General features: G+C 61.0%; 17 protein-coding genes. 2 read left to right on the top strand and 15 right to left on the bottom strand.

Annotation, left to right across the window (positions count from 1 at the left end):
• Positions 1-24: 24 nt before the first annotated feature.
• The 9 genes from VBO01S_RS31735 to VBO01S_RS10240 all read right to left on the bottom strand — a co-directional run bounded on the left by VBO01S_RS31735 (position 25) and on the right by VBO01S_RS10240 (position 9,958).
• The gene (locus VBO01S_RS31735; RefSeq protein ID WP_082818077.1) at positions 25-909 is read right to left on the bottom strand and encodes a glycosyltransferase family 2 protein; all 885 of its coding nucleotides are present in this window, start codon (positions 907-909) and stop codon (positions 25-27) included.
• 15 nt (positions 910-924) lie between these two features.
• Positions 925-2,019: a glycosyltransferase gene (locus VBO01S_RS31730; RefSeq protein ID WP_082818076.1), complete on the bottom strand. Its 1,095-nt coding sequence runs from the start codon at positions 2,017-2,019 to the stop codon at positions 925-927.
• Positions 2,019-3,245, bottom strand: coding sequence for a hypothetical protein (locus VBO01S_RS32355; RefSeq protein ID WP_157627336.1), 1,227 nt, complete (start codon positions 3,243-3,245; stop codon positions 2,019-2,021). Before VBO01S_RS32355 ends, VBO01S_RS31730 begins: the two co-directional genes overlap by 1 nt.
• Before the next feature lie 63 nt (positions 3,246-3,308).
• A complete protein-coding gene (locus VBO01S_RS10265) occupies positions 3,309-4,664 on the bottom strand; it encodes a lipopolysaccharide biosynthesis protein (RefSeq protein WP_082818074.1) in 1,356 nt (451 codons plus the stop codon).
• 111 nt (positions 4,665-4,775) lie between these two features.
• The gene (locus VBO01S_RS10260; protein ID WP_062473659.1) at positions 4,776-5,867 is read right to left on the bottom strand and encodes a DegT/DnrJ/EryC1/StrS family aminotransferase; all 1,092 of its coding nucleotides are present in this window, start codon (positions 5,865-5,867) and stop codon (positions 4,776-4,778) included.
• The gene (locus VBO01S_RS10255) at positions 5,864-6,454 is read right to left on the bottom strand and encodes an acyltransferase (RefSeq protein WP_062473657.1); all 591 of its coding nucleotides are present in this window, start codon (positions 6,452-6,454) and stop codon (positions 5,864-5,866) included. The genes VBO01S_RS10260 and VBO01S_RS10255 overlap by 4 nt, the downstream gene beginning before the upstream one ends.
• A gap of 17 nt (positions 6,455-6,471) precedes the next feature.
• The gene (locus VBO01S_RS10250) at positions 6,472-7,419 is read right to left on the bottom strand and encodes a Gfo/Idh/MocA family protein (protein ID WP_062473655.1); all 948 of its coding nucleotides are present in this window, start codon (positions 7,417-7,419) and stop codon (positions 6,472-6,474) included.
• A 24-nt stretch (positions 7,420-7,443) separates the two neighbouring features.
• Entirely contained in the window at positions 7,444-8,745 is a 1,302-nt protein-coding gene (gene tviB / locus VBO01S_RS10245; RefSeq protein WP_062473653.1) for a Vi polysaccharide biosynthesis UDP-N-acetylglucosamine C-6 dehydrogenase TviB, read from the bottom strand.
• Positions 8,746-8,884: 139 nt separating this feature from the next.
• Positions 8,885-9,958, bottom strand: a complete 1,074-nt coding sequence (locus VBO01S_RS10240; protein ID WP_082818073.1) for a polysaccharide biosynthesis/export family protein — start codon at positions 9,956-9,958, stop codon at positions 8,885-8,887.
• Positions 9,959-10,709: 751 nt separating this feature from the next.
• Between VBO01S_RS10240 and mscL the strand changes: the two genes are divergently transcribed.
• Positions 10,710-11,141, top strand: a complete 432-nt coding sequence (gene mscL / locus VBO01S_RS10235) for a large conductance mechanosensitive channel protein MscL (protein ID WP_062473649.1) — start codon at positions 10,710-10,712, stop codon at positions 11,139-11,141.
• A gap of 22 nt (positions 11,142-11,163) precedes the next feature.
• Here mscL and pdxA read toward each other — a convergent pair whose 3' ends face one another.
• The 3 genes from pdxA to VBO01S_RS10220 are packed head-to-tail and all read right to left on the bottom strand — an operon-like array spanning position 11,164 to position 14,323.
• Positions 11,164-12,204, bottom strand: a complete 1,041-nt coding sequence (pdxA, locus tag VBO01S_RS10230) for a 4-hydroxythreonine-4-phosphate dehydrogenase PdxA (RefSeq protein WP_062473647.1) — start codon at positions 12,202-12,204, stop codon at positions 11,164-11,166.
• The gene (locus VBO01S_RS10225; RefSeq protein WP_062473645.1) at positions 12,201-12,974 is read right to left on the bottom strand and encodes a Nif3-like dinuclear metal center hexameric protein; all 774 of its coding nucleotides are present in this window, start codon (positions 12,972-12,974) and stop codon (positions 12,201-12,203) included. Before VBO01S_RS10225 ends, pdxA begins: the two co-directional genes overlap by 4 nt.
• Positions 12,971-14,323: an MFS transporter gene (locus tag VBO01S_RS10220; RefSeq protein WP_062473643.1), complete on the bottom strand. Its 1,353-nt coding sequence runs from the start codon at positions 14,321-14,323 to the stop codon at positions 12,971-12,973. The genes VBO01S_RS10225 and VBO01S_RS10220 overlap by 4 nt, the downstream gene beginning before the upstream one ends.
• A gap of 291 nt (positions 14,324-14,614) precedes the next feature.
• On the opposite strand from VBO01S_RS10220, the gene VBO01S_RS10215 reads away from it, so the two are divergent.
• Positions 14,615-15,775 (top strand): S1C family serine protease, encoded by a 1,161-nt coding sequence (locus VBO01S_RS10215; protein ID WP_062473641.1) that lies wholly within the window; start codon positions 14,615-14,617, stop codon positions 15,773-15,775.
• Between the two features lie 166 nt (positions 15,776-15,941).
• Here the strand turns inward: VBO01S_RS10215 and VBO01S_RS10210 are convergent, their stop codons facing one another.
• From VBO01S_RS10210 to VBO01S_RS10200, 3 genes are all read right to left on the bottom strand, one after another.
• Positions 15,942-17,294, bottom strand: coding sequence for an HlyD family type I secretion periplasmic adaptor subunit (locus VBO01S_RS10210; RefSeq protein ID WP_255221090.1), 1,353 nt, complete (start codon positions 17,292-17,294; stop codon positions 15,942-15,944).
• Positions 17,291-19,003 carry a type I secretion system permease/ATPase gene (locus tag VBO01S_RS10205; protein WP_062473637.1) on the bottom strand — a complete coding sequence of 571 codons (1,713 nt, stop codon included), beginning with the start codon at positions 19,001-19,003 and terminating at the stop codon, positions 17,291-17,293. Before VBO01S_RS10205 ends, VBO01S_RS10210 begins: the two co-directional genes overlap by 4 nt.
• Positions 19,004-19,055: 52 nt before the next feature.
• Positions 19,056-22,273: beta strand repeat-containing protein (locus VBO01S_RS10200; protein ID WP_169805040.1), on the bottom strand; the 3,218-nt coding region annotated here is incomplete at its 5' end.

Here is a 22,273-nt window from a genome sequence, read left to right as displayed (position 1 = left end):
CATTGCCCTCGTTTACACCCGCATTCAAAGACCAGCGACGGGAAAGCTCAGGACACGACGAATCTCTTCTTCAAATTCGGCCAGCATCTGCTTGTCGAGAATCGGTTTATTTCGACGACTCACCATTAAGTCGAGTCTATTGACAAATTTCAATAAGCGAACCGCAGCCGATTTTCCGAAGGATTTAACAAATAGAGCATTAAGCTCTATCGCTGTAAAATACTTGGGCCCGAACTTTTTATAAAGCTCCCTTTGACTCGAATAGGCGGCCAACAATTTTTCGATTGTTGCACTGTTTTCTTCTCGGTAATAATACAGCGGCTCATTGATGATCGAGATTTTAAAATCATCCATAGAAAAAGTGCGCAACCACAACTCGTAATCCTCAGTTCGTCTGAGATTTACATCATAGGGATTTCGTAAAAACCATGCGCGCCTTCCCAACATCGCGGCGTGCACAATTTGATTTCTACCAAGCAGCAAATTTTTTCCGCTAATAGAGGGGGATTTGTCTCCGACACGAAATCCCGCCGGGAAGTTGCTATTTGTTATTGAGCATACGCCTGAAGTAACGAGATCAAAGTTTGGATTTTCGACCAAAAATCTTAACTGCTTCTCAAGGCGCTGAGGAGACATTAAATCATCCGCATCCATTCGAGCCAAATAATCAAATTTGGCCTCTTTGGAAATTTGATTTAGCCGGAATGGAAGGCCTCTATTTAAACCATCGGAAATAATTCGAATTCGCGAATCGCGGATGCCATTTATTATTTCCAACGACCTGTCAGTTGACCCATCGTCAACCAAAATCAGTTCCCAATTTTTATGTGTCTGAGAAAACACTGAACGCACTGCATCTGCAATATATGCCTCCGCGTTGAAAATTGGAATTCCAATAGAAACAAACATTAGTAGCTCACAAGTTTAAATGGAATCCAATGAAAGTATTTTTCTTATTTTTGCCCCAAAATCACAATGCAGGGAGGCATAATTTCTTATTTCGTTTGAATTCACTGGTTTGATATTTTGATACCAGACAAGCAATTTTTCAATATCTAACGCATCATCGGTCAACGGAATTGAATAACGATATGGATATTCTGGAAGAAAATCACAATCAAAGCCGGAAGCGACAAAAGGCAGCCCGACCGCACAATACTCCCGATCTTTCAACGATGATGCGGAAGTTAGCCCTTTTCTGTGAAGTCCCAAGGAGCCAATAGCGACATTTGCGGTGTCATACAGCGCAAATAGTGCACTCCCATCTACTTTTCCCAAGAAGACAACCTCTGATTGGACGTTCAACTCGACGACGAGCTTTTTTAATTCGAGAATTTCCCCTCCCTCTCCGACTATTGAAAAAGTTACCGCAAATTCATCTTTGACATTCTTGCGATAAGCAGCAATTCCTCGGATAACCCTATCGTAACCATGCCAGCTTTCCACATTCGCGACGGCAATCAAATGTACTTTTCTTGAAGAATTCTCAGAATTCATTTTTAAGGGAATTGAGCTCACGTCTATCCCATTTCCCATCAAATAAGTCCTACGCTCGTTCAAAAATGAAAAATAACAAGACTCTTCTGCATATTGAATCACTCGGTTGACCGGCCAGAGGACCCAAGGCCCATCGAGAACGACGGCCAAAAGAGAAAGAATTTTTTTCAGGAAATTCTGATTTCCATTTGCTATCTCAGCGAGCGCCACGGCTCGCGGTGTTGGTACATCAGCGACGATAAAGGAGCCCGATAGTCGAGCAAAAATAATAGGGAGGAAAAGCAAAAATCCCCCATATGCAGGCCATCTAATAATCAAATTAGACTTTCCTGCGACCGCGATTTTTTTTGCAAGCCCCAGAAGACGGCCAATAGCGGACGCCCCCTCAATGTTGGAGAGACTCGCCGCCAACCCGATTTTTTTAGCGACCGAAACAAACCCGAAAATCTTTTTGTGAATTCCTGGGAATTTATTTCTATCGTATATCGCCAGATAAGTCAGATTATTTCTGTAATTTCTCATCAGGCCAACTCACGTGAAACTGCGGGCCTACTCGCCAAGATATAAATCAGCAACATGCCCCAAAAAGACCAAATATAGGAACGACTAAAAACTATATTCATGGTAAGAAAAATCAAGACGGCAAGGAGAATGCTCAGGCTCTCAAATGATTTAAAGGTTTTAAAAACCGCCACAAAATAGACAATGAGGAAATATATTCCAGCAAAAAACCCGAACGATGCAAAAAATGAAATCCAGTTATGAACGTACTCGCCTTTTTCTCCCAGAAATATTTCCTCAAACGGGAAACATCCTAAAATTAAACATTGGTCGAAATAGGGAATGCTGCGCTCTAAAATTTGCTGCCGCCCCTCCTGACTCTCGCCGTACGTTTGGGCACTGAAAACCCGCTCTAATACACTCCCACTCTCTAAAGAAAAATGGTTCAATGAGATAAAGGCGAAGATCACAATCCCAACCGCCATAAAAGCTAAAAGAAGACGCCCTCCGCGCCTCTTTAGCAGCGACAAATAATATCGAGCAGCGAGCAAGGAAACCACACCAAATACAAGCGGCGTTCTTGAGCCTAATAGAAGGGCTCCAATTAATGCCAGCGTCAAAAATAAATAGCAACGCTTTCGAGCTTGACCTATAAAAATCAATGCTAAACAAGTGAAATAGTCTGCAAAAAAATGCATGTCCAGCAGATACAAGTCCTCGGATCTAAAATAGGCGGGTCGAAAAACATCACCCTTTGAAAGGCTTTCAAAATTCGAGTACAAGGCTCCGCCAACAAACACAACAACGGCAACAAACGAACCCAAGTAAAAATATTTACCCCTGGCCCTTGCCAGATAGTATCCAAGCACGGCAAAAAAAACTGGGACGATTAGGGCGGCAAAGAATTTTGCTCCGAATTGTCCACCACCCAATTTTTCAGAGAAGCGCAGGCCAGAAATCAGTGCCAACAAGGTCAAGACCACAAACAGTCCGGCAGCCAAAGCAATATTTGAAGAATTCCCCGCCAAAAAACCACGTGTTCGAGCTATTAAGTAAAAAAGAACGATAAATCCACAAATATAGATTGGGTATCGCGATTGAACCGAATCAGAAAAATAAAGAACAAACGATAAATCGAATAGGAAAATAACAATCACTAAAAAAGAGATCGCTAACTCCATCAATATGGATCTACTTATTTTCATCTTTAGAAACGTTGCTTTACAGCCATACTCGGAGTCATTCAAGAATCAATCCATCCATTCGATGCAAATTTGCGCTTTTGCAATACAAAGAGTCTCGACTCACAACTATTGGAAAATTAACGGCATGCAATAATTAATTAAATGATTAACAGCAAGCCCCATGACTGCCCAGCCAGCCACAATTGATAAATTAGAAAAGAGCCCCTCGCTGAAATGGTGCGAGCGAATTTTGGAGGTGCGACCAATAACCAAAACATAGGCCAGATAAAAGACAAGGCCGGATATTGCATAAAACTCAAATACGAAGTTTTTTAGCCAATAGGCAGCAAGAAGCACACTTCCCACACGAATAAACAGACCGCCTAGTTGAACCCCTAGCGCTAATCGCTGATTTTTAGTGACATGAAGAGCCATCGATAAAGGCGATGACAGGAATTGAAATATAAGCCAAGGCGTCATCCATGCGACCATTTCACCGGCACGCTGCCAATTCTTCCCAAACACTATTGGAAATAGAATAGGCGAAGTTATCCCAATAAAAACCAACGGGCCAACCCCTGTCTTCATTAATCCCGACAACACTTTTGCGGTAAAGGCGCCAAGATTTCCATTTCTCAATTCGTCAGGGGCTTGCGACAAATACACTTGAGACACGGCCCCACCAATTAAAGTCAATGGCGCTGCCATAATCCGACTTGCCAGCATCAGATATCCCGCCTCCCCTGCAATCGAGAGTCCAGCGATTAAAATTATTGGAAGATGAATACCTGCACTATTCGCTAGAGATTCGAAGGTTGAGTATTTTGGAAACCTTTCGTACTCTTTGAAGATCCTCGTTAACTCTCGCTTTCTGATGGCCCTCAGAAGCATTCTGTCGACTTTGTAGGCCTCTCTGGCCAGTCCGAAAATTCCCGCACAGTTGTTTATTAATTGCCCCAATACCAGCCCGAGCGAAGTTAACCCAAGGAGGCCTAAGGCAACTTGTGAGCCAACACCTCCAATGGCCTGAGAAATTCTTGTTCTACTGATGAGACCGAATTTTTTCTTCCGTGTCGCCCAAAATTGCAACGCGGAATACGAACTGCTTAGCCATACACCTACAGGAAGCAGCCAAAGGTAGGCTTCCAGTTGAGGTGAAGAAAAAAAAATTGCTATCTTCTGCGGGAATATCGCTATCGGTAACGCTATTAGTAAGGATATAGTTACAGAAGACCCAAGCGCCAGCGTCAGTAAATTAATCGCATCTCTATCTTTTAACGGAATTGGAATTGCGATTTCAAACCGCAAGCATGCTGCTACCGAGATTATCCCAAGCACGGAGGCATACACGGCCAACATAGAAAAGTCGCTAGGCCCATATAACCGAGTCAATAATGGCAATGCCAAAAGAGACAGCCCTTGAGAAATGGCGGTCCCCCCGACCAAGAGGGAGGCGGAGCGAAGAAAACCTGAGCGAAACATGGAACCCCATTTGGCAAGTTGTATATTGCCAATTAAACAAATCCACACCACGGATTTCGGAATGAAGCCCTACCGCGCTCGGAAGATCGAGGCTGAATCCATGCTTTCGAATTAAACAAAGACGCTCTCGATGGACTTTACAATTCTTATTTGCTCTTCTTGCGTCAAATAAGAGTGCATCGGCAAACTCAGTACTTCTTTCGCAACAGCGTCGCCTATCGGTAATTTGGCCTGTTTGTTCTCAACGGCAGGTTGCTGATTCAACGGAATGGGATAATGCACCATGGTTGGAACTCCAGCCTCCTTGGCTCGCACTTGCAGCGCCTCTCGCTCGGCTACACGCACGGTGTACTGTGCCCACGCACTCTGGTTATGCGGCTCGACGTAGGGAGCGCCAGCAATACCACGCTCTTCCAGTAAGCGCGCGTACTCCACAGCCACTCGCCGCCGGCTGGCAATTTCATCATCGAATATCTCCAGCTTCGCCAGCAGCACCGCAGCCTGCAACGTATCGAGCCGACTATTCACGCCAACCCGAACGTGGTGGTACCGCCGATCCTGCCCATGCCGGGCAATCTGCCGCATCACCTTCGCCAATTCGTCATCGTTGGTGAATATCGCCCCACCATCGCCATAGCAACCCAACGGTTTGCTGGGGAAAAAGCTGGCACACGCGATCGTGCTGAGGTTGCAACTCTTGCGCCCCTTGTAAGTCGCGCCAAAACTCTGCGCCGCGTCCTCAATCACCGGAATTCCGTGTTTTTCGGCAATGGCATTGATCGCGTCGAAATCCGCACACTGCCCATACAAGCTCACCGGAACAATGGCCTTGGTCCGCGGCGTGATTGCAGCCTCCAGCAGCGCCGGGTCCAGGTTGTAGGTGCGCGCATCGATGTCCACGTACACCGGCTTGGCGCCCAGCAGCGCCACCGTCTCGGCAGTGGCGATGTACGTAAAACCCGGTGTGATGACTTCATCGCCCGGCCCGATGCCAAGCGCCATCTGAGCGATCTGCAAAGCATCCGTGCCATTGGCCACGGTGACGCAATGTTTGGCGCCGGTATAGGCCGCCAGCTTCTCTTCCAACTCGGCCACTTCAGGCCCAAGGATGTATTGACCATGCGCCAGCACGCGCTGAATGGCGGCGTCGATCTGGTCCTTGATACGGGCTTGCTGAGTCTTGAGGTCGATGAATTCGATCATGGCGTCTTGGCATCCAACTTGGTCACGGCATTGCCGTCGAGTACGTAGCACGCACCGGTGTGCGCGCAAATGGCTTCGGCTGAGCCTTGCAGCGGCAACGCGAGTTGCTCGCCAAACTCGCTCATCCAGCCGATCTGCCTGGCCGGCACGCCGACCATGAGCGCATAGGCCGGCACGTTCTTGTTGATCACGGCGCCAGCGCCGACAAAGGCGTATTCGCCCACAGTGTTGCCGCAGACGATGGTGCAGTTGGCGCCGAGCGTTGCACCCCGCTTCACCAGGGTGCGGCGGTATTCGTCCTTGCGTGTGACAGCCGACCGCGGGTTGTAGACATTGGTGAAGACCATGCTCGGCCCGCAGAACACGTCGTCTTCCAGGGTGACTGCGTCATAGACGCTGACGTTGTTCTGAATCTTGACGTTGTGGCCGATCGTTACGTCGTTGCCGACGTAAACATTCTGGCCGAGGGAGCAGCCCTCGCCGATGGACGCCTGTGCGCTGACGTGCACCCAGTGCCAGATGCGGGTGCCGTCGCCGATGCGGGCGCCCTCGTCGACGATCGCGGTGGGGTGGGCTTTGTATGCCATGCCGAGTTCGCGGTCCGTTAGGCGAGATGTCGAACGAACGGATGCACTTCGCCATGCTCGCCCTGGACGGGCGTGGCGCTGCGAATCATGTTCACGGTCTCGATGCAGTGGCGCGCATCCTCGAGGCCATAGCCGCGGCCGGCCAGAATTTCCTTGTAGCTCACCGTGTGCAGGTCGGTGAAGCCTTCGGAGAACTCGAGCTTCTCGCCGCTGACGTCGATGTTGCGGAAGGTCGTCTTCTTGCCCTTCACGTCGGCCGGCAGATCGTTGGCGTCGATGGACAGGAACCAGCGCACACGTGCGCGCTCGTATTCGAGGTAGCCCGCCGCCTTGGCCGTGCCGCTGTAGTGCACCACGTTGCGTTGCAGCTTGCCGAAGATGAAATGCAGCATGTCGTAGAAGTGCACGCCGATGTTGGTCGCCACGCCGAACGATTTGCGGTTGTCGCCCTTCCAGCTTTCCATGTACCACTTGCCACGCGAGGTGATGTAGGTCAGCTCGACGTCGAACTTGGTGTCTGCGGGCGCCGCTGCCACCTTGTCGCGCAGCTTCAGGATGGCTTCGTGGTGGCGCAGTTGCAGGATGTTGAAGACACGCTTGCCGGTTTCCTTTTCAACGCGTTGCAGTTCGTCGATGAGATCCGGCGTGGGCACCAGGGGCTTCTCGCAGATCACGTCGCAACCCAGGCGCAGGCCCGCGGCAATGTGCGGATGGTGCAGGTAGTTGGGGCTGCAGATTGCTACGTAGTCCAGCGTGGTCGCGGGGTTGCGCTTGAGTTGCTGCGCGTGCTCGTAGAAGCGTTCGAACTCGGTGAAGAACTCGCTCTGCGGCGAGATGCTGTCGATGATGCCGACCGAATCGTTGATGTCGTAGGCCACCGCCAGATGGTTATCCGTGTCCTTGATGGCACGCATGTGGCGCGGAGCGATGTAACCGGCAGCGCCGATGAGGGCAAAGTTTTTCATGTCGAGAAAGAAACGAGAAATGACTTACAGGCGGAACACGGAGAAGCCACTGTCGCGGGCTTCCTTGGTGTTGAATAGGCTCTTGACGTCGACCAGCACGGGCTGTTCGCCTCGGCACAGGGCGCGCAGCTCGGTCATGGTCGCGCGACGGTATTCGTTGTGGCCCACGGCAACGACGAGCGCATCGACCGGATGATCCGCATCGACTTGACCGAGTTGAAGGTCATATTCGCGGGCCACCTCTTCAGCATCGGCCCATGGGTCTACAACTTCCACAGCAGCGCCCCATGCCTCGAACTCGCGAACCATGTCGACGATCTTGCTGTTGCGGATGTCAGGGCAGTTTTCCTTGAAGGTGATGCCCAGCACACCGATGCGGCAACGCGGCACGTCCATGCCGTTCTTCAACATCAACTTGATCGTGTTGCGAGCCACATAGCGCGCCATGTTGTCGTTGATGCGGCGACCAGCCAATATCACCTGAGGGTGGTAGCCGACCTGCTCCGCCTTGTGCGTGAGGTAGTACGGGTCCACGCCGATGCAATGTCCACCCACGAGTCCCGGACGGAAGGGCAAGAAGTTCCACTTGCTGCCTGCGGCCTCGAGCACGTCGAGCGTGTCGATGCCCAGGCGCTCGAAGATCACCGAAAGCTCATTGACCAGCGCGATGTTCAAGTCGCGCTGCGTGTTCTCGATCACCTTGGCGGCCTCAGCCACCTTGATGCTAGCGGCCTTGTGCGTGCCGGCGGTGATGATCTCGTTGTAGAGCGCATCGACCACATCGGCCACCTCGGGCGTGCTGCCACTGGTGATCTTCTTGATCTTGGTGAGCGTGTTGACCTTGTCGCCAGGATTGATCCGCTCCGGGCTGTATCCGCAGAAGAAATCGACATTGAATTTCTTGCCGCTGAATTTCTCAAGCACGGGAACGCACACTTCTTCTGTCGCGCCGGGATAGACCGTCGATTCGAAGATGACGATTGCTCCCTTCGACATGACCTTACCGACGGTTTCACTGGCCTTGACCAGCGGCGTCAGATCGGGACGGTTCGCATCGTCGATAGGCGTGGGCACAGTCACGATAAAGACAGCGCAGTCCCGCAAGTCATCGGCATGCGAAGTGAATGCCAGCTGCGTTGCCGCCTTCAACTCTTCGCTGGTGGTTTCGAGCGTGTGATCGTGTCCACCCTGCAGCTCTGCGATGCGTTTTGCGTTGATGTCGAAGCCGACCACCCGACGCTTCTTGCCAAATTCCACAGCGAGGGGAAGCCCCACGTAGCCGAGGCCAATGATCGCGATAGGTTGAGTTGATTGAATGACTTGCATATTGAAAGCACTGGAGACGAAAAATTGGCGACAGACTCGATCAAGAGTCATGCCGCCACACCGCATTCGCGGCTGCTGACTTCAAGAGCAGTCAGACCCGTGACGCAAACCTCAAAAACTCGGCCCGGGTCAGACTCAATTAGCGATGTCTGACGTAAACCTCGCTGGCGTTGTTGACCACCTGTGCCGACGGCAGGATCAGACTGACCACGCGGTTCCACTTGACCAGCGGCACCGGGTCGACATACACGACGTCCTGCGACTGCAACCGGAACTGGCTGGCTAGAGCCATCGTCGCCGGGTTCTTGGCGTTCAGATGGAAGATGGCCGGCGCGCCGGTCGCGCCTTGGCGAATCACATAGATCTGGCCGGCGTTGGAGGTGGTCGTCATCGGACCACCCGCCTCGCCCAAGGCCTCGCTGAGGCTCAAACGCCCGTTGCTGCGCATGGACAGAGCGACAGGCGCCATGATTTCGCCCATCACGAAGACCTTGGAGTCTTCCCGGTGCGCCACACGAACGGTATCGCCGTTCTTCAGGGGGATGTTGTTCCCGTCGTAGCCGGCCTCACGCAGCCGGGTCATGTCGATCGGGACTGAGCGGCCATCGCGAATGAGCGTGACGGCCGCGCGATTGGCATTGGCCGTCATGCCACCGGCACGGTTGATTGCCTCGTTCAGCGTCATGGGCACATCAGTGAAGATCTGAGACCCCGGAACGCGCACTTCGCCTTCCACATAAGCGCGACGGCTTCGGAAGGACTGGATACGCACCGTCACCTGCGGATCGCGAACATGCGGCCGCAGCAGCTTTCCGATCAGGTCAGAAGCGTCGCCTTCGCTCAGCCCTGCCACGCGCACGCGACCTATGTAGGGAAAGGCAATCTCACCATCCGCATCGACGATGAAGCCTGGCGCCACCTGCACACCAGTCGGGTCGGCCGACTGCGAAATCACAGCACCCGCATTGGGCAGCAGCTCAGGGTGGTCGTACACGATGACGCCCACGACGTCACCCGACCCGATGGTGTAGCGAGCCCCTTTACCGAATAGCGCCTGCACCTCAGGCGGTACCCCCTTGGGCGACACCTCCGCTAGCGTACGCACCAGCGCCAGCGAGATCGGAGTGATTTCGCCTTCAGGCGCTTCATCGGGAAGGTAGCGGAACTGTGACGGCAGCTCGCCACCCGCTTCGTAAGGCTCCACCGAACCCATGCCGGGCACCACGGCACAGCCTTGGAGCAATACCGCGCCGGCAAGCGCTACCCACGCGAGGGCTTTCGCATCTCTTCTCAATTCAGGTCCCTTGAAAGTCAGTCAGTCGTATCAACAACGAAGCGGCGAAAGAACAGCAATTCCCGGAGGCATGCGAGGCTCGCACATCCGCTCTCTTGTATCGCGCTTCTTTTTCAAACACTTGTGATCGCCGCCACTACGCGGCACCATTTATGTAAAAATTTGAACAGCTATAGTCGCGCTGAAACTGGCAAATTCAGGCAACAAAGGTGCAGAATTCATCGCGGGGTCACGCAAGAATCTGGCGCACCCAGGGCGAATGCGCTCTGACAGACAGAAGTCTTGAAGGTCGATTTCGCGCGGCCGCTCCCCACTGCTCCCCTCTCATCGTACCAGTGCAGTGCACTGTCAATGGGGCTTTGCCTGCGTTCCAGGATGCTTCCGAAATGCCCGTACAGCGCCGTTTTGCCTTCTTTTCGAGAGCAAAACACGACGTATCCGACCGGTTCTACCCATCCCGCGAAATTGGAAACAAGACGTTCCAAAGCGTAGTCGGCAAGGTTTAGCTACGGAGACTGGGTACCCTCCGTCCGTTCCAAGCAGGAGCCGCCAGCGGTCATTCCTGAGTTGCGGTCCCGCATCACCCGAGGCGCCGCCCGTCTTGGCCCCCGCTTCCACAGGCATACTGGCACCCCTTTCAACAGCAGGTCTTCAGCACCCTTTCTGAATCATGAGCATCCTCAGTGAATTCAAGGAGTTTGCCGTCAAGGGCAACGTCATCGACCTCGCCGTCGGCGTGATCATCGGGGCGGCGTTCGGCAAGATCGTCGACTCGCTCGTGGCCGACATCATCATGCCGCTCGTGGGCATGGTGTTCGGGAAGCTCGACTTCTCGAACCTCTACGTGATCCTGGGCACGGTGCCGCCGGGCGTGACGAACACGCTGGCGGAGTTGAAGAAGGCCGGCGTGCCGGTGCTGGCGTATGGCAACTTCATCACGATTGCTGTCAATTTCGTGATCCTCGCCTTCATCATCTTCATCATGGTCAAGCAGATCAACAAGCTGCGCAAGACCGAAGAAGCTGCCCCCGCAGCGCCGGCCGCCACGCCGGAAGACATCACGCTGCTGCGCGAAATCCGCGACAGCCTGAAGCGTCCCTGAGCTTTTCTTTCCGGCCGCGCGCTCAGGCGCCGGCCAGCGTTCGCGCCATGCGCAGCGCCTCGACGAGGCTCGAGGCATCGGCCACGCCCTGGCCCGCAATGTCGAACGCCGTGCCGTGGTCCGGGCTGGTGCGCACCAGCGGCAGCCCGAGCGTCACGTTCACGCCCTTCTCCACCCCAAGGTACTTGACCGGGATCAGGCCCTGGTCGTGGTACATCGCGATCACCACGTCGAACTCGCCGCTGGACGGCACGCCGGCCTTGGCGCGCGCGCGCATGAAGACGGTGTCGGGTGCATGGGGCCCCTGGGCATCGATGCCCTCGGCGCGCGCAGCTTCGATGGCCGGCGCGATGACGGTGCGCTCTTCCGAACCGAACAGGCCGCCCTCGCCCGCGTGCGGGTTGAGCCCGGCCACACCGATGCGCGGCGGCCGGCCGAGCGCATGGGTCAGCGCGCGATGGGTGATGCGCAGCGTGTCCAGCACGCCGTCGAAACGCACGGCCTCGATGGCGTCGCGCAGCGACATGTGGATGCTCACGAGCACGGTGCGCAGCTCGTCGTTGGCCAGCATCATGCGCACGGGCACATCGGCCACAGTGCGGCCCAGATGGGCGGCGGCCTCGGCCTGCAGGAGCTCGGTATGGCCGGGGTACGGAAAGCCGGCCGCGGCCAGCGCTTCCTTGTGCAGCGGCGCGGTGACAAGGGCCGATATCTCGCCGCGCAACGCGGCGCGCGCGGCCCACACCACGCAGTCGCCGGCGGCGCGGCCGGCCTCGGCGCTGATGCGCCCCTGCACGATGCCCTTCGGCGGCGCAATCACCTGCAGCACCGGGATGCACCCCGGCGGCACGGCAGCCGCTTCAGCAACGCTGGAGATCTCCACGACAGGCCACGCCAGCCGCCCCGGCGCCGCGAGCGCCTGCGAGGCTTTTCGCAGCGTGCCGACGTCGCCAGCCACGAACGCCCCGCGCACGGCGTCGGGCGCGTCGTGGAAGGCCTTGGCAATGATCTCGGGGCCGATGCCCGCCGGGTCGCCGAGCGTGATCGCGATCGGCGCCTTCATGCGGGGTTGTCGATGTCGATGAATTCGTGCTTCAGCCCGAGCTGCGCCGCCACATGGGCCGCCACGGCCTGCGCGCCATAGCGCTCGGTCGCGTGGTGCCCGCAGGCCAGGAAGGCCACGCCCAGCTCGCGGGCGTAGTGCGCCTGCGGCTCGGAAATCTCGCCGGTGATGAAGGCGTCGGCGCCGGCCGCGATGGCGGCCTCGAAGTAGCCCTGGGCGCCGCCCGTGCACCATGCGATGTTCTTGATCGGGCGGTGGGCCGTGTCGACCAGCGTGACGGGCCGTTTCAGCACCTTCTCGACATGGGTCGCCAAGGCCTTGGCGCTGGCAAAGTTCTCGCCGTTCTCGCGCGCGCCCAGGAAGCCCAGCTCCTGTTCGCCGAAGCGCCCGGCCGACCCCGGATGCGCAACGAGCCCCAGCTGCAGGCCGAGCTGCGCGTTATTGCCCAGTTCGGGGTGCGCGTCGAGCGGCAGGTGGTAGGCGAAGAGGTTGACGTCATCGCCCAGCAGCAGGCCCAGGCGCTGCTTCATCCAGCCGGTGACGCAGCCGTCCTGGCCGCGCCAGAACAGGCCGTGGTGGACGAAGATGGCATCGGCCTCGGCGTGGATCGCGGCCTCGATCAGCGCGCGGCTGGCGGTCACGCCCGAGACGATCTTGCGGACCACGGTGCGCCCTTCGACCTGCAGGCCGTTGGGTCCGTAATCCTTGAAGCGCCCGGGGGCCAGCAGCAGGTCGAATGCGTGAAGCAGTTCGTGGCGTGTGGTGCTCATCGCGACATTGTCGCGCTCCCTGCGGCCGGCGCGCCATCGCGCATCGGGTGGCCGCGTGCGGCCAGGGGCCACAGGGCGAGCAGGAAGCCCAGCGCCGCCAGCGCGGCGACGTAGTGCGCCGGCGCCATGGGGTCGTGCTGCAGCCAGAGCGTGAGGATCACCGGCGTCAGGCCGCCGAAGACGGCATAAGACATGTTGTAGGCGAAAGAAAGCCCCGTGAAGCGCACCGGCGCCGGAAACGCCCGCACGCCCGCGATCGGCACGGTGGCGATGGTGCCCACGAAGAGACCCACCAGCCCGTAGTGCCAGAACAGCGTGGCCGGCGTGCCGGGCAGCCCGGTGTAGAACAGGTAGGCGGTGGCAAAGAGGCCGCCCCAGCCGATGAGCATCACGGCGCGCGTGCCGATGCGGTCGCTGGCCCAGCCGACGATCACGCAGCCGATGGTCAGGGTCAGCGTGGCGAGCGCGTTGGCCTCGAGCGCCAGCGCCGCCGGAATGTGGTGCACCTTCTGCAGGTAGGTGGGCGTGTACAGCACCACCACGACGATCGCGGCCGACAGCACCCAGGTCTGCAGCCCCACGTACACGCTCGCCAGGCGGTGCTCGCGCAGCACGGTGCGCAGCGGCAGTTCGCGGGCGACCGTCTTGCGACCGGCCAGCTCCTTGAAGACCGGCGTCTCGTGCAAAAAGCGGCGCAGGTAGACCGAGAACAGCCCGAACACGCCGCCCAGGATGAAGGGAATGCGCCAGGCGAAGTCGTTCACCTGCTCCGGCGAGTAATGGCGGTTGATGGCCACAGCCACCAGCGAACCCAGCAGGATGCCGCCGGTGATGCCCGAGGTCAGCGTGCCGATGCCGAAGCCATAGCGCTTGGCCGGCACGTGCTCGCCCACGAACACCCAGGCGCCGGGCATCTCGCCGCCGATGGCCGCGCCCTGCAGCACGCGCATGGCCAGCAGCAACAGGGGCGCCGCGACGCCGATGCTCGCGTAGGTGGGCAGCAGGCCGATCACCAGCGTGGGCGCCGCCATCAGGAAGATCGACAGCGTGAACATGCGCTTGCGCCCCAGCAGGTCGCCGAAGTGCGCAATGACGATGCCGCCCACGGGCCGCGCGAGGTAGCCCGCCGCGAAGATGCCGAAGGTCTGCAGCTGGCGCAGCCAGTCGGGCATGTCGGCGGGAAAGAACAGCGCGCCCAGCACGGTCGCGAAGAAGACGTAGATGACGAAGTCGTAGAACTCGAGCGTGCCGCCGAGTGCGGACAGGGCCAGGGTCTTGTAGTCGCGCGCATCGAGCGTGCGCGCCGGAGCGGGCGTGGCGCCGTCCGTGTAGGTAGCTTCTGAGGTCATGGCAGCAGGGGTATCGTGGCCGCTCGCCTGCCTTGAACCGGATAGGGGCAGAGCGTGGCACGCCGACGAAAGAATCGCCTGGCCGCGTCCGCCGGGTGGGCGACGCGGAAGGCCTGAGGGGGCGATCCGGATCGGATCGCCTGCCGATACTAAGGGTTAGCCCGTATTCACGCCCCGCAGGCCGCGCAATCTCGACCCTGCCGCGCGGTCTATGGCGCCAGGCCGGTTGAGGGACAATTGCAACCGGCGCCGTCTTTCAGCGCTTTTCCAACGCTCTTTCTTCAAGCTTTCATGAAACGCACCTGGCTGCTCTTTGCCCAAGCCGTGACCGTCCTGCTGGCGGCCTACTTCGTCGTCGCGACGCTCAAGCCCGAGTGGATCCACAAGCGCTCGACCTCGCTGGGCGGCGTGGTGTCGATCGTGGAAGCGCCCAGCGGCGCGCCGGCCGTGCCCGCCGCGGGCAGCCTGAGCGCGGCGGCCAAGAAGGCCTCGCCGGCGGTCGTGAGCATCAACACCAGCAAGGCCGCGCAGCGCCACCCGCGCAGCAACGACCCCTGGTTCCGCTTTTTCTTCGGCGACCAGGCCGACCAGCCCCAGGTGGGCCTGGGCAGCGGCGTGATCGTGAGCACCGACGGCTACATCCTCACCAACAACCACGTGGTCGAGGGCGCCGACGAAATCGAGGTCACCCTGAACGACAGCCGCCACGCGCGCGGCAAGGTGATCGGCACCGACCCCGACACCGACCTGGCCGTGCTCAAGATCGAGCTCGACAAGCTGCCGGTGATCGTGCTGGGCAACTCCGACGAGCTGCTGGTGGGCGACCAGGTGCTGGCTATCGGCAACCCCTTCGGCGTCGGCCAGACCGTGACCAGCGGCATCGTCTCGGCGCTGGGCCGCAACCAGCTGGGCATCAACCAGTTCGAGAACTTCATCCAGACCGACGCGGCCATCAACCCCGGCAACTCGGGCGGCGCGCTGATCGACGTCAACGGCAACCTGCAGGGCATCAACACCGCCATCTATTCGCGCTCGGGCGGCAGCATGGGCATCGGCTTCGCCATTCCGGTGTCGATGGCCAAGATCGTGCTCGAGGGCATCGTGAAGGAAGGCCAGGTGCGCCGCGGCTGGATCGGCGTCGAGCCGAGCGACCTGTCGCCCGAACTGGCCGAGACCTTCGGCGTGAAGGCCGACGCGGGCGTGATCATCACCGGCGTGCTGCAGAACGGCCCCGCCGCCAAGGCCGGCATCCGCCCGGGCGACGTGATCACCTCGGTGGGCGAAAAGAAGACCGACAGCGTGCAGGCCCTGCTGACCGCCGTGGCCGGGCTCAAGCCGGGCGACACCGCGCGCTTCGCGCTGCAGCGCGGCACCGACAAGATGGAACTGGACGTGACGCCGGGGCTGCGGCCGAAGAGCCCGATCCGGCAGCAGTTGCCCAACAACGAGTAGGCGAGAGACGCCGGAAGCGGCTCCGGCCGCAGACCTCAGACAGCAAGCGGACTTCTCCCGCTGATGCACACAACCGCCGGGGCTTCGGCCTGTTTGCCGTGCGCTGCTGGCCCGTGCCGACCCGGGCCCGGTTGGACGGCAGGCCCGGCTGAGCGCTCACGGCGCATCAACGCTCGCGCGCGGCGCGGCGCAGCACCTGGGTGATCGGCTCCACCAGGTACTGGAGTGCGGTGCGCTCCTCCCCCTGCAGGTAGATCTCGGCGGGCATGCCGGCGAGCAGCTTCAGGTCTCCCGCCGTCGCGAGCGCAGCCCTATCGGCCTCGACCAGCACCGAGTAGTAGGGCGCGTTGGTCGCACGGTCGATCAGGCGGTCGCCCGACACATAGATCACCTTGCCGTGCACCAGCTGCGTGGTGCGGTACTTGAATGCCGTGAAGCGGATGTCGGCCAGCTGCCCGCGCCGGATCCGGCCGATGTCCTCGGGACGCACGCGCGCATCGGTCACCAGGCGGCTGTCGTCCGGCACGACGTCGGCGATGGTTTCGCGAGGCGGGATCACTGCGCCGGGCGTCGAATACTTCAGATCGATGATCTCGCCGCTGGCCGGCGCCGTGATCACCTGGCGCGCCGAGGCGTCGGCCGACTTGCGCCGCTCCTGCTCGATCTCGGCCAGCCGGGCCGCCGTGACCTTGAGCTGGTCGCTCGCCTGCTGGCGGTAGTCGCTCTCCAGCGAGCGGATGCGCAGATCGGCATCGACCGTGCGCTGCTCGGCGCGCGCCAGCTCCGCGCGCCGCTCCTCGATCTTCACGCCGTAGTCGGCCACGGTGCCTTCGAGCTGCGCGATGCGCGTGGCCGAGACGAAGCCGTCGTTGAGCAGCTTGCGGTTGGTCTCCAGATCGTTCTTCTGGAACTTCATCGACTCGCTCGCCCGCATGATCTGGGCGCGCAGCGCGACGATTTCCTCCGCCACCTTCTCGCGCTGCGAACGCAGCAGCCGCACCTGCCCCACCAGCGCATCGCGCCGCGCCTCGAACAATGCGCGCTCCTTGTCCAGCTGCGCTGCCAGGCGCGGGTCGGTTGCCGCGGTCTCGACCACGTCGGGAGGAAAGGCGATCGCGCGCGCCATGGTCTGCTCCGCATCGAGACGCGCGAGGCTGGCGCGCTCGGTCTTGACGCGGTGGTCCAGCCGGTTGCTGTCGGCATCGACCGAGACGTCGCCCAGCACCAGCAAGGGCTCCCCCTGCCGCACATGCTGGCCGTCGCGCACCAGGACCTCGCGCACGATGCCGCCCTCGGCATGCTGCACCGGGCGGCGGTTCAGGTCCACCTTCACATGGGCCTGCGCCACCACGGCGGACGACAGCGGCGCGAAGCTCAGCCACGCAGCAGCCGGCAGCAATCCGCAGACCAGCACCGCCAGGCCCCAGTGCGTCAGGCGGCGCATTTCGCGCACATGGAGCGCCAGCGGGTCGTTGGCCGCGATCGCATGCGCCGCGTGATTCATGGCACCTGGATTCATGACACCTTCTCCGCAGGGCGCGGCGGCATCATCACCACCTGGGCGCCGCCCGTGTTCTGGCCCGAACGCCTGATCGTCTGCATCACTTCCTCCACCGGTCCGTACTGCTTGACGCGGCCGGCCTCCAGCACCAGCAGCTTGTCCATGTGCTGCACCAGCGCACTGCGGTGCGTGACGACGACCACCGTGACCTGCCCGCGCAGCGCCCTCAAGGCCTCGCCCAGCGCCAGTTCGCCCGCCCCGTCCAGGTTGGAGTTGGGCTCGTCCAGCACCAGCAGCTTCGGGTTGCCATAGAGCGCGCGTGCCAGCGCGATGCGCTGGCGCTGGCCCGGCGACAGCATCACGCCCATGATGTCGACGACGGTGTCGTAGCCCTCGGGCAGTGTCAGGATCAGCGCATGCACGCCGGCACGCTGCGCCGCTTGCACGACCTTGTCCGGGTCGACCTCACCCAGCCGCGCGATGTTGTCGGCGACGGTGCCGGCGAACAGCTCGACATCCTGCGGCACATAGCCGAGCCAGGGGCCGAGTTCTTCGCGCGGCCATTGCGCGAGGTCGACGTCGTCCAGCCGCACGACACCTGCGTGGGGCCGCCACAGGCCGGTCAGCAGGCGCACCAGGGTCGACTTGCCGGCGCCGCTGGGGCCGGTGATGGCCAGCGACTCGCCGGGCTCCAGGCTCAGCGAGACGCCGGCAAGAATCATCCGTTCGCCCTGCGCAGGCCGGAACACGAGGCCCTCCGCGTACAGCCGGCCGCTCGGCGCCGGCAGCGCCATGCGTTGCGGTTGGCGCTCGGCGGCGCCCAGCACTTCGGACAGGCGCGCGAAGGCCAGGCGCCCTTCGGCCAGCACGCGCCAGCTCCCCACCACCTGTTCGACCGGCGCCAGCGCCCGGCCGAGCAGGATGGTGCAGGCCACCAGGATGCCCGGCGTGCCTTCGCCCGTGATGACGAGGTAAGCGCCCAGTGCCTGCAACAGGACCTGCACCGCCTGGCGCGTGGTGCGCGTGAGCGCAGCCATCGCCACCGACTTGCGCGCGGTCGGCCCCTGCAGCGCGGCGACGCCGGCGTTGAGATTCCGCCAGCGCCCGATCACCGCCTCTCCCATTCCGAGCGACTGCGCCAGCTCCGCGTTCTGCATCGAGGCTTCGAGGTAGCGCGTGGCCCTGGCGGCTTCCTTCTGCAGGGCTTCGATATCGCGGCGCGTGATGCGGTCGTTCACCACGGCAAGGACGAGCATCAGCACCGACGCGACGGCCGCGGCCATGCCCAGCATCGGATGCGCCAGCCAGATGACCGCGACATAGACGAATGTCCATGGCACATCGAACAGGGCCAGCAGCCCCTGGGAGGAAAACAGGTTGCGCAGCGCCGCGACGTCGCGCAAGCCTTCGCAGGGCGCGCGCTCGGCGCGGCGCGCCGTGCGGGCCAGCATGACCTTGGCCACCACCGGCGACAGCTGATCGGCGATCAGGTTGCCCGCGACGCCCTGCAGCCGGCTGCGCAGGTAGTCCAGCACCAGCATCAGGCCGAGCGCCACGCCGACGCCGAGCAGCAGCACCAGCAGCGTCTCCTGGCTCTGGCTCGTCAGCACGCGGTCGAAGACCTGCAGCATGAAGAGCGCGGGGGCGAGCAGCAGCAGGTTCACGAAGAACGAGAAGCCCGCGACAAAGAGAAGCGGTCGCTCGAGAAGCTGCAGAAGAGGCTTCATGTCGATTTCTCTCGTGTGCCGCCACCCGCCTCCGCGGGCGGCAAGCGGGATCTCACACGCCGGCCTTGATGTCGTTGCTGTCGAAGGTGTCGGCCGGGTTGCTCAGCGTCAACGTCGCCACCAGCGTGCGGTTGGCGGCGCCGAGGCCGTCGGCGTCGTAGTACAGGTTGCCCGTCGCACTGTCGTAGATCACATGCACGCCCGCCCCCACCGTGTCTCCGGCACCGCCGCCGTTCAAGGACGCGAACTCGGCCGCCGACAGCGTGCTGCCGCTCGCGGTCGTCAGGGCCGTGAACGTGCCGCGCGACAGCTCGATCAGGTCGCCGCTCGCCGCCGATCCCGAAGCATTGAAGTCGGTGACCGAATCCACCGCGTTGGGCGCCGAGTCGAAGACGAAGGTGTCGTTGTCCGCGCCGCCGGTGAGCAGGTCGGCGCCGGTCCCGCCGACGATGCGGTCGTCGCCCGCAAGGCCGTTAATCACGTCGTTGCCGCCACCGCCGCGCAATTGGTCGTTCGACGCCGAACCGGTGATCGTGTCGCCGAAGGCCGTGCCGATGACGCCCTCGAAGTTCTTGTAGCCGTCGGTGCCGAGCCCGGCGGCGCTGGCATTGAAGCTTGTCGTGCTGCTGCTTTGCGTCAGCGTGAAGGTGAGGCCGGCGGTGCCGTCCGAGAAGTCGAGCAGATCACCGGTGCCCCCTGCGCCATCGAGCGTGTCGTTGCCGGCGCCGCCGCGGATGATGTCGTTCGAGGCGCTGCCGGTGAGGGTGTCGGCCAGGCCCGTTCCGATCACGCCTTCGATGTTCTGGTAGGTGTCGTTGTTGCCGAGCCCGGCGGTGCCGTTGACGATGCTGGTCGGTGCGGCACTCTGGACCAACGTGAAATTGACCGCCACCGACCCATCCGAGAAGTCGAGCAGGTCCTCGCTGCCGTCGCCGCCATCCATCGAGTCGTTGCTGCCCAGGCCGCCTCGCAAGACATCGTTGCCGGCGCCGCCCGACAGGGTGTCGTTGCCGTCGCCGCCGATCAGGAGGTCGTTGCCGGAAGCGCCGAGCAGCGTGTCGGCCCCGTTGCCGCTTCCTCCGATGAAGACGTCGCCGCCCACACCGCCGGTCAGGTCGTCGGCGCCGCCGCGGCCGTCGATGAAGGAGGCCTGGTAGGCGCCGGTCGCGCCGAGATCGATCGTGTCGGCGCCGTTGCCGCCGGACACGGCCCTGATGTCGATCGTCGCCGTCGCCGTGGTGGTACCCCCGGCGCCGTCCGACACGGTGTACTGGAAGCTGCCGGCCGTGGCGCCCGCCGTGCTGCCGCTGGTGAAGCTGATCGTGCCGTTGGCGGCGTCCAGGGTCAGGCCGGAAATTCCGACCGCGCCGCCGACGCTGGTGATCGTCAAGGCGAGACCGTCGATGTCGGTGTCGTTGCCGAGCAGCGAGCTCACCGACAGCGTGACGAGCGTGCTGTTCGACACGATGATCCTGTCGGCCACGGCGACCGGGTTGTCGTTCACCGCGATGACGGTGATGCTCGCCGTGTCGGTCGCGCTCGAGAACGCGGAGCTGTTCCCGTTCGTGACTGTGCTCACCGTGGCGCCCGCCGCGCCGCTCGTCTGATCCCAGGCGCGGAAGGTGATGCCATCGCTGACGGTCCCGCTGAAGTTCGAATTCGCCTGGAAGTAGACACGCGTGTTCGCGTCCGCGGCCAGCAGCAGGGCGGACGCGCCCGACACCGCCCCCACCGCCGCCCAGTTGGCGCCGCCGTTGGTGGAATACCACCAGCTTCCGTTGGCGGCATTCACGCCCGTCAACGCGATGCCGGTGATGGCGCCGTTGTCCGCATCGGTCACGTTGTCGAGACCGCCGGCCGGCGGATTCAGATTCACCAGGCTCGATACGAGCGTCCCGACGGCCCCGACCGGTGCGCCGGCATCCTCGTTGACCGACGCCAGAGCGGGTGTCGCGGCAGCACTCAGGACGGGTGCGTCGTTGGTGCCGGCGATGGTCACGGTCACCACCCGGCTGGCAGTCCCGTCGGACGAGACTGCCGTGAAGCTGTCGCTGAGCGATTGACCTGCGGCCAGCTGCTGGATCGCTGCCTGGCCGTTGTTGGCCGTGTAGGTCCAGTTGCCATTGGCCGCCAGCGCGAAGCTGCCGTAGCCGTTGCTGCCGGCGGTGCCGGCCTGGGCTGTGAAGCTGGACTGGCCTGTGTCGACATCGGCAATCGTCAGCGCGCCGCTTGTGCTCAGGTTCGGTGTCGAGGCATCCTCGGTCACCGCGCCGCTGGCGACGCCACCAATCACCGGCACGTCGTTGGTCCCGGTGATGGTCACGGTCACCACCTGGCTGGCTGTCCCGTCGGACGAGACTGCCGTGAAGCTGTCGCTGATCGATTGACCTGCGCCCAGCTGTTGGATTGCCGCCTGGCTGTTGTTGGCCGTGTAGGTCCAGGCGCCATTAGCCGCCAGCGTGAAGCTGCCGTAGCCATTGCCGCCGGCAGTGCTGGCTTGAGGCGCGAAGTTCGACTGACCCGCATCGACATCGGCGATCGTCAGCGCCCCACTGGTTGCGAGGTTGCCACCGGACACTGCAACGTCTTCTTGCGCCGCGCCGCTGGCGGCGCCAGCAATCACCGGCACGTCATTGGTGCCGGTGATGGTCACCGTCACGAGCTGGCTGGCCGTGCCGTCGGAGGACACGGCGGTGAAGCTGTCGATGATCGATTGACCTGCGCCCAGTTGCTGGATCGCCGCCTGGCTGTTGTTGGCCGTGTAGGTCCAGCTGCCGCCGGCCGCCAGCGTGAAGTTGCCGTAGCCGTTGCTGCCGCCGACGCTCGCTTGTGGCGCGAAGTTCGACTGGCCTTGGTCGACATCGGCAATCGTCAACGCACCGCTGGTACTCAGGTTGGGTGTCGAGGCGTCCTCGCTCAGCGCACCGCTGGCCACACCACCGATCACCGGCACATCGTTGGTACCGGTGATGGTCACGGTCACCACCTGGCTGGCCGTCCCGTCGGACGAGACTGCAGTGAAGCTGTCACTGAGCGACTGACCCGCGCCCAGCTGTTGAATCGCCGCCTGGCTGTTGTTGGCCGTATAGGTCCAGCTGCCATCAGCCGCCAGCGTGAAGTTGCCGTAGCCGTTGCCGCCGCCGGTGCTCGCCTGTGGCGCGAAGTTCGACTGGCCTTGGTCGACATCCGCAATCGTCAACGCACCGCTGGTGCTCAGATTCGGCGTCGAGGCATCCTCGCTGACCGCGCCGGTGGCGACGCCGCCGATCA

Origin of the sequence: Variovorax boronicumulans NBRC 103145 (genome assembly GCF_001591345.1) — a bacterium.
GTDB classification, from domain to species: domain Bacteria; phylum Pseudomonadota; class Gammaproteobacteria; order Burkholderiales; family Burkholderiaceae_C; genus Variovorax; species Variovorax boronicumulans.
The sequence above is the reverse complement of the archived record's forward strand: the minus strand, read 5'-3'. Positions and strand labels throughout refer to the sequence as shown.